Genomic DNA, 13,485 nt, shown 5'->3' with positions numbered 1-13,485 from the left:
AACTGTCTGAAATTACTGTTTCATGAATTTCTTAGTCATTGTGTGAGTTCCATCATATATTTCTATGAAATACACACCTGAACGAAGTTTTCCAACTTGTATTTGATTACTTGCTTTTCCTTGGTTTACAACTTGTCCGTATAGATTTAAAATTCTATATGTAGTTGCTGTTCCATGTGCAAGTTTTATGTTTAAAACACTACCTTTTACAGGATTTGGGAATACTGTTAGTGAATTTATTGAATGAGTTTCTTCAACATTAGTTTTAGCTTCTTTAGTTTGTGCGGTTTTTTGAACTGCAGATCCAGTTTTTAGTTCAATTCTATCGATAGCGATATCTGCTTGCCAAGTTCCTCCAGTAACTCTGTTGAAACGGAATTGAACACTTCCACCTACGTATTGAGAAACATCTAAACTTACATTTAACCATTGGTTTCCTTTGTTTCCAGATTCACTCCAAATCGCTGTCCATGATAATCCATTGTCATTACTTGCTTCTAAAGCTATTGTTCCCATGTCGTTAGAACCAAACATATGGTAGCTAAAGCTAAAATCAGCACTTGCTTCACCACTTAAATCATAACAAGGTGAATTAATGATAGCTTGTTTATTTGGAAAACCTGTTCCATTTCCTGATGCTTCAACATAGATATAGAAACTTCCGTCAAGAGCCGAAGTTGGTCCTGTATTACTTGATGGAGTTCCGAGTGAATCTACTGTCCAGTCGATATCATCTTGTCCAGATTGTGTCCAACCGCCAAGCGTATTTTCATAGCTTTCATCATATGGGAAATTAGTAATTCCTCCTGAACAACCTTCTACTATGATTTCTTGATCTATTAAACTAATATTGTCAATAGCAATATCTGCTCTCCAAGTACTTCCTGTAACTCTGTTGAAACGCAATTGAATGTTGCTTCCTGTGTAAGCAGAAATATCAATATTTGCAACTTGCCAAGCACTTCCTTGGTTTCCTGTCTTAGTCCAAATTGATGTCCAAGTAGCTCCATTATCTTCACTGATTTCTACATCTAATGTTCCCATGTCTGTTCCTAACATGTGATAATTAAAGCTAAATGTTGCTTCCGTTAATCCACCAAGATCAAAACATGGTGAAGTCAAAATAGCTTGTTTGTCTGGGTAACCTGCTCCATTTCCTGATGCTTCAACATATACATAGAAGTTTCCTTCTATTGCTGAATCTGGTCCAGTTCCGTTTGAAGGTGTTCCGTTGGCATCAATTGTCCAATCGATATCATCTTCTGTAGATTGTGTCCATCCGCCAAGCGTATTTTCAAATCCTTCTGTGTATGGGAATGAACTGATTCCGTTAACACAACCAATACTTGCTTCTTCTACAGTTATAGTACGTGTTACTTCTACAGCCGCGTTTCCTGCAGCATCACTTACATTGTATCGTACTACATATGTTCCAGCAACTGATGTATCAACCGTTCCGCTGATGCTTAAGTTTGCTGTTAAATCTCCGTCTATATTATCTACTGCAGTAGCACCTAATTCTGCATATGTATCTCCAACATTTAAGTTGATGGTAGCACTTCCGTTTAATGTGATTACTGGGATTGTAGTGTCAGCAATTACATTTACAGTACGTGTTACTTCTACAGCCGCATTTCCAGCAGCATCACTAACATTGTAACGAACTACATATGTTCCAGCAACTGATGTATCAACCGTTCCGCTGATGCTGATGTTTGCCGTTAAGTCTCCGTCTATATTATCTACAGCAGTAGCACCTAATTCTGCATATGCATCTCCAACATTTAAGTTGATGGTAGCACTTCCGTTTAATGTGATTACTGGAATTGTAGTGTCTGCAATTACATTTACAGTACGTGTTACTTCTACAGCAGCATTTCCTGCAGCATCACTTACATTGTAACGAACTATATATGTTCCTGCAACTGATGTATTAACCGTTCCGCTGATGCTAATGTTTGCTGTTAAATCTCCGTCTATATTATCTACAGCAGTAGCACCTAATTCTATATATGCTTCACCAACATTTAAGTTGATGGTAGCACTTCCATTTAATGTGATTACTGGGATTGTAGTATCAGGGTTTACAATTACTGTTCTAATAAGTTCTGTAGCCGCATTTCCTGCTGCATCACTTACATTGTATCTAATTAAGTATGTTCCTGCAGTTGAAGTGTCAACCGCTCCAGTAATGCTAATATTTGCTGTTAAATCTCCGTCTAAATTGTCTGTTGCTGTTGCTCCTAATTCAACATATACATCTCCAAGGTTTAAAGTGATTACATCACTACCATTTAGGCTGATTATTGGCGCTGTAGTGTCAGCAATTACATTTACAGTACGTGTCACTTCTGTAGCAGCGTTTCCTGCAGCATCACTTACATTGTATCGTACTGTATATATTCCAGCCGTAGAAGTATCTACTACTCCACTAATACTAATGTTTGGCGTTAAATCTCCGTCTAGATTGTCTGTTGCCGTTGCTCCAAACTCTGTATACGTTCCGCCGACATTAAGGTTTATAATAGATTCTCCGTTGAGTACAATTACTGGAGCTGTTGTATCTGCTATTACATTTACTGTACGTGTTACTTCCGCAGCAGCGTTTCCAGCTGCATCACTTACATTGTATCGAATAATATATGTTCCTGCAGTATTGGTATTTACAGTTCCACTAATGCTGATGCTAGAAGCTAAATCTCCATCTACATTATCGACAGCAGTTGCGCCTAATTCTGTATAGAAATCTCCAACATTTAAGTCAATTACAGCATCTCCATTAAGTGTAATTACTGGTGCTATATCATCAACAGGTGTTACTACATTTACAGTTCTTGAAACTTGTGTAGCTTGGTTTCCAGCAGCATCTCTTACATTATAGAATAGTGTATATATTCCTGCGACAGCTGTATTTACTGAACCTGTAACTTCTATTAAGTTTGTGATATCGCCGTCAACATTATCGATTGCTGTAGCTCCTGCATCTGTATACGTATCGTTTACAAATATTTGAATAGGATTTTCTCCATTTAGCGTAATGATTGGTGCAATACTATCTGGTGTAGCAGAGATAATGTTGACTGTATAATCTTCTACTTCTCCGTATGTAAATGTTTCACAAGATGTTGGAATTGCGTTATATTTCATAGAAACACGCATTCTAGTTTCTCCATTTGAAACTGATGTTGGAATTGTGAATGTTCCGCTTACAGGTGTTTGTTGTGTATTTCCTTGTGTCCATACTTGTTCTCCAGCATCTGTGAAGTCACCATCTCTGTTGTAGTCAATCCATACAGCATATGCTTCATTGTATACTGTTCCTGTCCAAGTTGGTGTTACAGTGATAACATATTGTCCATTTTTTACGAGCTCTGTAGAAATATTGGTGAAATCTGAATAAAATTGAGCTCCAGATGCATTGTCTATATCTCCTAATTGTACTCTACTAATGAACTCATCATTTACGTTTGTACTTGCAGAATTACAGTATGAGATTACTACATTTTGTAATGTTAATACAGTTACTTCATTACTTGTAGCGGATTCATTTCCTGCACTATCTACTGCTGTTACTCTGTATGTATAGCTTGTGTCTGGAGTTAGGTTTGTAGCAACATAGTTGGTGACTTGCGTAATGGTTTCACGTAGTGTATTGTTTTCATAAATATTATATCCTACTACATCTACATTGTCTGTTGAACTTGTCCAAGTTAAATCGGTAGTTGTTGCAGTTGTATTTGCGGCATTTAAGCTTGTAGGTGCTGTTGGCGCTTCTGTATCTTGAGCAAGATCTGTTACAATAGAAATAGTTTGTGATGTTGTGAAATATCCACAAGTTCCTACTGCATATGTAATGGTATAGTCTCCAAGTGTTGAATTTGAAACATCTATTCTTCCTGTACTTGAGTTAATTGCTAAACCAGTTGGTGCAGAAAATGTACCATTTTGCACTCCTACTATTACTGGTGAAGGATCTGAACCATTTGTAGCATACATGCTTGCCATGTATGAAAACATAGCATAGTCATTATAATGTGTATTGATGAAGTTTAAAACTACAGCAGCATAATCTTTCGCAAATGGAACTAATGTTTGTGGACGTGAGTCAAATACTTGTCCGTTGTAGGTTCCTAAGTCACGAACACGACGATTTACTTCTGTCATGATTCCATCAATGTTTCCTGAACCACCAGTTCCGTCACTTGTTCCGTTTCCAGAACCATGTCTACGATTGTTATAAAAATCACCATCAAAATATGCATTTCCATTTGGACGCGTATCATCACAAGTTCCTCCACCATTGTTTGTAGCGCTTGGAACAGTTCTGTATCCACTTGTGCTTCCACAACCAGCATGTCCTAAACTTGCATAGAATGTTCCAGAAGCATCTTGAAACATTTCTCCTATACTATTATTACCACGAATTAATTCTTCGTGTGTTAAGTTATTTAAGTTATTGTTTACTAAGTTTCTAATCGTAGATTTATTAATGATACTAGCTGCGTTTAAGTTTGAAGAATTTAATTCACCAGCTGTAACATTATAACCAGCTTCAATTCTAGGAACTGAATGACTTTGACCGTGTAAGTCAATGAATAAACCTTTTCCCCAGTTAGTTTCTACGCTTGCGCTTGCTTGATCAATGAATCCGTGAAATGCATTCCAATGATCTGCTGAATTAGCATTTCCGCAGGTAGCTTCATTAATTTCACGATTTGGATCTAGTTTAGATCTGTGCAGATTGTTAATAATTACGTGCGCATAACAACCTGTGAGTTGAAAAATTTCTTTTTGTATTTCACGTACTAAAATTTCAGTATTGTCATCGCGTTCATTCGTCCCACAGTTTCTGTCTGGTAAAGAACTGTCGTTATCTGGATAAAATACTCCTCCAATAGTTTGTCCTGATTGTTTTACTCCTCCATGTGGTGCAGAAATAATGATTGGTAAGTTTCCTGGAATATACTCAATGTAGTTTCGAGTATCTCCAGCTGTTTGTTCATAAAAGATAGATACGCCTGGTGTCTGAGCTTGAAGATAAGATGCAAATAGACATAGCACAACTACGTGTAAAATTTTTTTCATAGTTTTTTGATAATTAGGTTAAGTTCAAAAGAAAATTTTGGGACAAATATTCTATTAAAACAGTTCGATGTTGTTGAAATAAACATTTAGGGCAAAACGAGTATTTCTGGGGCTATTTTCAATACTATCATAAAGCTAGTTTCATTTAAAATGATCTCTAGAGTATTTAGTTGACTACCCTAAAAACATCGTTAAAACGCACTTATTAATCGATAAAATACACAAAACTTACTTTTAAATGATAAGATCTATTATAAAATTAAAGAATAAAGAACTAGATAGGATTTAATTTACCTTACAGTTATTAAGGTATTAACGTACAAAAATATTTATTAATGCATATTTTACAGTTTTCTTTACATTTTTTTCAAAAAAAAGGACGCTTTTTTATAAAACGCCCATATTACGTAAGAATCTATATATTAGCTTTTTAAGGATTCTACATGAAATAAAGGATTTTCATTGAATTTTTTCCAGTCATTTTCTAAAGATTTGTAGAGTGTATCTATTGCAACAACTTCTTCCTCAGTGAGTTTTATTTTTTTGTTCTTTTTCAGTTTTAAAATATAATCCATGAGTTTGTAACATGATGTAAATTGTCCGCAAGCAATCAAAGCATCCATACGATCTTTTTGAATGTCTTTTTCGTCCCACCAAAGCGTTGTTGGCATTTCGGAAGCTATTAAACCTATACTTTTAAGTAAGGTACTTGGTGATGGATCAATATTTTTGTTATAACGGAAAGAATCTGTGTACGCCGTTTTTTCTCCATTTAACTCATATACTGTAGAAGTGATAACTTTGTGTCGTAAGTCTGGATTTGAATATAGGAGCTTATAATTTAATCGACGTACTTGCTTTAAAAATACATCATTTACCATTATTACTGTTGAGGTAATACGTTCACTAAGCATTCGTTGTACTAAACCTATACTTAACTTTTTGAAACTTAATACGTCATCTACTAAAGGACCTGGTACATTTTTCTTAAATAAAGATGTTACAGATCGAATTGCAAATCCTTTGGCAATTACAGCAACTAATCCTAGTATGGTTAATAATAGTCCTATTCCAGAAATGATTCCTCCTACAATATATAAAGCTGGCCAAGCTTGTCCTTTGAAGATTTCCATTGAATTGAGAACCATGAGCAGTACACCAATTACAAAAATGATCCAATACAGAGGTTTTACTTTAAAATAGTCTAAGATTTTAGAGATTGTACTTTTTATACTAGCGCTTTCATTTTTTGTTTTGGCTTCAGGTTTCCAAGGGTTCATTTTAAAACTTCCTACATCATTCACTACAATTAAATCTAGCTCTTTTTTAAGTTCTTTATCGCGTTTTCTAGCTTCGCTGATGTTAATCATACTTCCTATTCCTTGATTATCCGCAATTCCACCATCCATTACACCTACTCCATCTGCAAAACGTTCTAGGCTTTTTACAGCTTTGTATTCTTGCGTATTTTGATTTTTTATATAATCATCAGGAAATACTAGCGGTTCAAAACCTAAAGGAAAACAAGAAGAAGATGCTACAATGTCTCCTAATTGCAATTGATCTTCAATATCGTCTAGAAGTTTATTGTTTAAAGGTTTATTTCCAAAGAGTCCGCAATTTTGAAAACGGAATGCTAAACCAAACGAGAATTCTGTAGAGTTGAAACAAACATATTTTAGGTTTTGCAATTTGGTTTCATCCAAAAACATATCAAAACCTCCATCATATACATTCATGTCTGCATACGTTAAAGCAAACGCATTAATTAGTGAACGTTTCTTGTATGGGTTTTTCTTCCATACTTCATCATCACTTAGTTTTGCAATAGCTGTTTCTAAGAGTTTGTCTTTACCTGGTTCAAAGTTCTCATAAAATTCTTTAAAGAATACTTTAAAATCAAAGTCTTTTTGTTGAGATGCTTTTGCAAAAGCTACACCAAATAGCGTTCCTCCACTTACGGTACTTATGGCTTCTACGTTTTCTAATAATGGTTTTCCTTTGTACTGAATCTTATCATAATAAGAAACAACTCCTAGCGAAAAGAATGTTGCTCTGTATCCGCCGCCACTAAAGCAAAGTCCAATATTTTTGAATGGAATGAATTCTTCTTTCATAATAGGTTGTGATATTGTTAGTTATGTGTAAAGGCTATTTACAACTGGGGAAGTCTCTCAAATATAATGATTTAACGGTATAAAAACCAAAAGGAAAGTACTTAATTTAGACTTTCCTTTTGAGTTTACTACGTTGTTGTTAGCATGCAGTTGGTACTAATATAATATTTCTATAGTGTTGTTTGTTTGTCACAAATTTAAGCATCGATTTAAAAAATTACAATAGGCATTTCTACCTGGTTTTTATTAAATGACAACATCATAACATGTATTTTTTTAGTGTATGATGTAGATTCGTTATCTAGATTCTATAATTTTTTTTGCTACATATTCGTCTATATCTACAAAATAATTGTCTAAAATATATAAAGCTTTACTTAAGTAATTTTGTATGTATGGAATTTCTCGAAGAGGAAATATATGTGTAACTGCTTCATCTGCCAATCGTATAGCTTCTTCCGAATTACGAGTACAATTTTGATGAAAATGTGCAAAGTTAATCTTTACCATAGCCAATTGAGAAATGTATTTTTCTTTGTTACTTTTTACTAATTCTTCTGCAGTTACTATCGCTTCATTGAATGTTTTTTTTGCAGCTTCTAGTTTATTCAGATTCCCTTGTAATGAACCTAAATTAGCCTGTAAACCTACTATATTTCGTGTGTATTTGTTATTATTATTTTTTCTTAATTCTTTGTATATCGTTAGCGCTTTTAGATATTTTTCTTCAGCATCGTGTAAGCTATTGGATTTTCTTTCAGCTACAGCTAAATTGTTTAGTATATCAGCCATGACTGGCATAAAAGTTCTAGGATTGTATTTTGCTTGTTCTTCTGCGATGGCTAGTGATTGATTAAGTAATGCTTGCGCCTCATCATTTTTCCCTATAACATCTTTAATATTAGCCAAATTATTCAATACCATACAAACCTTAAAAATATATTGCTCTGGTTGATCTGATGCTAGCATTTTATAAGCATTCAATGCTTGCGTACTAATTTCTTCAGCTTTGTAGAATTGCTGTCGCTTGGTGTACAATTTTGATAGATTATTAAGCGTGATTCCAAAGTTTGGGAAATTTTCAAATCGTTGTTTAGCTGTTAACTTAGCATGTAGATCAATTATTTCATCAAAAATGGTTTCAGCTTTATCTAATTGATTGTTATTATTACAGATAACAGCAATATTGTTTAAAACTGTTATTATATGTGTTTTATATTTTTCGCTGTCATTTTTCGCTAATTTTCTACTAATAGCTAAAGATTCTTCATAATATTTTAAGGCTTCTGATTGTTCATTATTATTTCTTTTCAAGTTTCCATAATTGACTAACGATTTTCCTCTTTGCTCTTCCGTTTCACTAGCGTCAATACTTTTTTTATAATATATACTGGCTTTTTGAAAATCATTTAGTATGTAGAAAAAATTTGCAACTTCTAAGTTATTGCCCCAATCATCATATAATTTCACTGCCTTTTCATAGTTTACGCCAGCTTGTTCGTATTTGTGATCTACACGTAATATGCGTGCTTTTAAGATTCTCGTTTCTGCTGCATTTTTTACACTTTCTAAGGCTTTTTGCTCAATTTCTTCCAGTTTGGCTTCATCTAAAATTGATAAAGCTTCGCTTATGTTTCCTTGTATAAATAATTCTAAAGCTTCTTGATATAGATTGGTTGTTTGACTTAAATCTTTTCCTTCAATTTCAGTTAAAAAGTGTTGTACTTGATCTTCTAATTGTTGTTTTTCTTGAAGTAATTGCTGAATTTTATCGGATAGCTGTATTACTTTTTCGTCTAAAAACCCTTCTATTTTTTCTTTGTCAGCTATGCTTTTTTGAAGTTTTACGATTAATTCATTCTTGTCTTGTACAAAAGGTTGTAAGAATGCTTCAAATGATTTGCGTTCTTTCGATTCGTTGCCTGCACTATCAATGTATTGAAAGATGAAAATATTTTCTCCTTCAACTTTTTCAACTTTATTTATTTTCTTTTCAAACATTGTTACTCTTTTGAATCGTTTATTTCTTGGTGGATATGAATATCCTTTCCTTTAACATTTTTCACCTTGTTTTTATTCACTTTTACTTCAAAAATTGTGCCTTTGAGTTTATCATTTTGTTGTAAATAATCCAACAAGAGACAACAAAGTGCTAATATTAAAATTCCTACAGAAAGTATAGTGTCCGTGTGTTCACTTTCTGCCATGAATTCTACACCTAAAATCTCTCCTGAAATTTTAAAGAACATTTTATTTAAACATAAAAAGACAGATATGAGGAAGAAAAAAGCTTTTATATACCTACGCGCTGGATTGCTTAATAGTACAACAATCATAATGAGTACAGCACTTACGATTCCTATTTGCCAAAATCCAGATAATATATACGCTAAAAAACCACCAATCACTCCAGCAGCCAACGAAATAAGAAACCAATTATTTTTCATAAAAATTGTTTGATTTTAATACCTTGTAGGTAATTCCTTAAATGTACAAATTTTTCAAATGAGTTTGTTTTATATCATGAATTGCTAGGTAACTTTTTCCTTTTGAGATTGATTAATTCCGTTGAATACTATTTAGAAGAGGTTATTTACCATTTCGAAATGGTTCTATACTGCCTGTTAATCCTTCATGAACTGGTTTGAAGCAGTTACATATCGCTTTTAATCGATTTTTTATCGACTATAACAGGTTTTCTAGAGGTTCTAACCCCTTGATGAACCGAATATATTCGCTAAATAACCTAAACGAACTAGTCATAAACCGTAAATAATGATTATTTACACCGAGAATAAGATATAAACAACTGGAATAAAGGATTGTTTAATTGCTATTATTATCCAACTTCCCTTCTACTTGTCGTTCTTGGAGTTCTTGAATCTCTTTATTTGTTCTGAATTTGAAACCTGTAGTTTTTTCATTTTCTATTGCCATTCGAAGATTTTCAATGATCATATACCAAGCTTCGTTTCTATTGTTATAATCTGTTACAGGTTTTGCTTTATAAGGCAAAGCAGAAAACTGACCAAGATTAATGGACGCATCTTTTCGAATCCAGCTACAATATTCAAGTCGGATAGGAACAATTCGGATGCGCTCAGAAACAGGAATCTTTTTCTCTTTTTGTGTGTTGAATTTCTGAATCGCAGTTTTTATTTCATATTCTTTAATATAATTTGTTGCTAAAAAACTCGGACTCACCATAAAGAAAATGATATCTGCTGCTTCAAAGTTTTCTTTGATTTCTTTGTCCCATTCAGTTCCTGCTTCCAAATCAGTACAGTACCAAACTGGAGAAGCGATCAAACCATCATCTTGTAATGGTACTAAGTTTTTGATAAATTCATTGACTAAAGTTAAATCATCTTTGGAATAACTAATCGCTACTTTTTTCATGCTTCCTTGGTATTCGTTGTCTAAATATTGATTGAATTGAAATACTGAAAATGTTTTCCGTATAGAACCATCATCGTAATCAAATGCTTTGATGGTATAAATTTCATTACGTACATTATCATTGAGCTGTTGTACATTTACATAATATTTTCCGTCAACACTGACGCCAATTTTAACTTTGTCACTGTTCCATCTTGTATTTTTAGAGACAGCACTTTCGCCACTTAATTTTAATTCATGATTTTTAAACCCACTGCGATCTGCTTCTTCTCCTTTACTTTCCAGTTCATACCTAGACATTTTATTTTTATGAACAATTTTTATAATAAAGTCGACCACTTCTTTTTGTAATTGCTGATTGTTTTCTTGTTGATCACCATACAATAACAGACGCATTTGTTTTCGGTCATATTCTACTAATAACAATTGTCCTTCTTTTTCAATCACCAAACCTTTTTGCCAAAACATATAGGATTTATCTTTTTTGATGACATTTGCATATTCTGTAAAAATATCTAGCAAAATACTATTCATTAAATATTGATCCGATGAAACAATAATATTTGCGACTCCAAATGTATAATCTTTGAGTAATTGTAACCAAGCAGGCGATTCTTCTGGCAAATATTGCGGTGCATACCAACTACCATCTTTTGTTTTGAATATTAATTTAAAAGCGCTTAATAAACGTTGTAATTCTTTTTCCTTTAGACCTAATACATTGCCTTCTACTGCGCTTGCTAAAAAATTTTCATCTAATTCCCCTTGTTTCTTTTTTAAATCTTTATTTAAAATTTTATCATAAATCAAGTTTAACAATAGATCAGGTTGTGTAAATATTTTGTTTGGTAATTGCTCATGAAAATATAACAAGCAACCTAATTTATTAAGTGTTTTTAATATCGTATTATTTTTTTCTTTGAATGTGTTTTTATAATCAGTTAGTGTCCAAATTTTCTTTTCTGAATCATTTAGCCCATCTCTTATTTTCGCATATACTGGTGGATGCAAATTCTTTTGATACAACATATCAACTCTTTCTTCTAAGAGTTCAAACATACCTTCTAAACGTTTTTTATGTAGTAAACTTACCGAACATGCGTTCAACATAAAAGGTAGTTTATCCGTATCTACTTCTTCATGTGGAGAATAGATATTGAACTTTTCTAAATATTTTTTTTCTGGAAAATGTGTGTAGAATTCTAAATGACCTTTTTCGTCTTTGTGATCAATACGGTTTTCGATCATCACCATTTCAATAGGACTATCTCCTTCGCTCAATTGTTCTGAGCAACGTAACCAATAATCGAGTTCAAATGTTACTTCATCTTTTTTTCTGGTATCTAGCTTTCCTTTAGACCATAGTAACACATGCAAAGCATCAGGACTAAAAAATAATTGATGTGTTGCATGAAAATACTCTTGTCCACCAAAATCCCAAATATGTAATAAAGGTGCTTTTTTAGTTTTTCGCATTTCTTCATACACCAAACCATGTGTAGAATTACTTTTTTTAGGGTACTTTCTTCGTTTTGAAATCTTCCCATAACGCTGTTGCCATAAAAATAATAAGTTTGATTTTCCAATATATGTATTTCCTAACAACAATACTTTGACATCTTTTAGGGGACGCTTTTCTTCTTGGGTAATTTTTTCATTTTCCTGTAACCAACGAACAATTTCTTGTGCTGAACTATTTAGAACGGTTTCTGGGACGTTTTTTATTGGATTATTTGAAATCTGTAATTTATTTAATCTTTTGAGTTTTGCTATAGTACCAATCTCAATAATCTGATTATTAGAAAGATTTAAGTTTCTCAATGATATTAAATTATTTAATACATCAATATTAGTTAGTAAGTTAAAATCAACCTTTAATGTTCTCAACAAAGTTAATTTTGATAAAATAGTTATGTCTTTAATTAAATTATTTGAAATGTAAAGACCTATTAATTGAGTTAGATTTTCTAAAAAGTCAAGTTTTTTCAGATTACATCCTGATAATGATAAATACTTTAATGAAGTTAAAGTAGATATAGAACTAAAATCACCTAGTTGATTAAAAGAAATAAATAAAGTATTTAATTTTAAAAGATTTTTTAGAACACTTATATCTTTGAAAAGGTTACTAGAAATATGAAGTTTTTCTAATTTTTTAAGCTTTTTTAAAGCAGTTAGATCTTGAATTTGATTAAAAGATAAACTTAATTCTTCTAATGAAACTAAATTTGATAAGCAATTAATATCTTTCACTTGATTGTCATAAACATCTAATAATATTAATTTTGTAATGTTTGATAAAATACTAATATCATGTACTTGGTTGTAAGAAAGATTTAAGTAGGTTAAAGAAGTTAATAAAGAAAGTACTCCAATATCTACAATTTTATTATGAGAAAGATTCAACCAAATTAATGAAGTCAATGGAGACAATGCTGCAATATCTTGGATTTGATTATTTGAAAGACTTAGTTCGATCAAAGAAGTTAAATTAGAAAGGGAAGAAAGATCACTTATTTGATTATATGAAAGATTCAACTTTGTCAATGAAGTTAAATTAGAAAGGGAAGAAAGATCACTCATTTGATTTTCAGAAAGATTTAACTCAGCCAAAGAAGTTAAATTAGCTACAAAATTAATGTTGGAAATTCCTTTATCGTGAAGCGTTAGTTTTAATAGTTCACCTTTCTCATTTAAACTATAAGTATCTTCATCTAGCTTAAACCCTAACACAGTTTCAACATATTCCAATTCATTCTCAAAATCTTTCGGGTGTAATTCGTTTGACATATACGTTGCTTTCTAGTTTTAGTTGTATCTGACTAAAATAAGAAATAAATTCTTACACTTCCTTTTTAGACTACTTAGATTGTTAGATTTTTTC

General features: G+C 32.4%; 5 protein-coding genes. All 5 read right to left on the bottom strand.

Annotated features, from left to right (window positions below):
• Window positions 1–12: 12 nt before the first annotated feature.
• The 5 genes from ACOQOS_RS02850 to ACOQOS_RS02830 all read right to left on the bottom strand — a co-directional run bounded on the left by ACOQOS_RS02850 (window position 13) and on the right by ACOQOS_RS02830 (window position 13,391).
• Window positions 13–5,085, bottom strand: a complete 5,073-nt coding sequence (locus tag ACOQOS_RS02850; RefSeq protein ID WP_420573452.1) for an immunoglobulin-like domain-containing protein — start codon at window positions 5,083–5,085, stop codon at window positions 13–15.
• Between the two features lie 422 nt (window positions 5,086–5,507).
• The gene (locus ACOQOS_RS02845) at window positions 5,508–7,202 is read right to left on the bottom strand and encodes a patatin-like phospholipase family protein (RefSeq protein ID WP_420573451.1); all 1,695 of its coding nucleotides are present in this window, start codon (window positions 7,200–7,202) and stop codon (window positions 5,508–5,510) included.
• A 297-nt stretch (window positions 7,203–7,499) separates the two neighbouring features.
• A complete protein-coding gene (locus tag ACOQOS_RS02840; RefSeq protein WP_420573450.1) occupies window positions 7,500–9,203 on the bottom strand; it encodes a tetratricopeptide repeat protein in 1,704 nt (567 codons plus the stop codon).
• 2 nt (window positions 9,204–9,205) lie between these two features.
• Window positions 9,206–9,649, bottom strand: coding sequence for a hypothetical protein (locus ACOQOS_RS02835; protein ID WP_420573449.1), 444 nt, complete (start codon window positions 9,647–9,649; stop codon window positions 9,206–9,208).
• Between the two features lie 379 nt (window positions 9,650–10,028).
• On the bottom strand, window positions 10,029–13,391 hold the full coding sequence (locus ACOQOS_RS02830) for a leucine-rich repeat domain-containing protein (RefSeq protein ID WP_420573448.1): 3,363 nt from the start codon (window positions 13,389–13,391) through the stop codon (window positions 10,029–10,031).
• Window positions 13,392–13,485: the final 94 nt, after the last annotated feature.

This window comes from Kordia sp. (assembly GCF_965224175.1).
Classification (GTDB): domain Bacteria; phylum Bacteroidota; class Bacteroidia; order Flavobacteriales; family Flavobacteriaceae; genus Kordia.
Note: the sequence above shows the minus strand (reverse complement) of the source record. Positions and strands in the feature narration are given on the sequence as shown.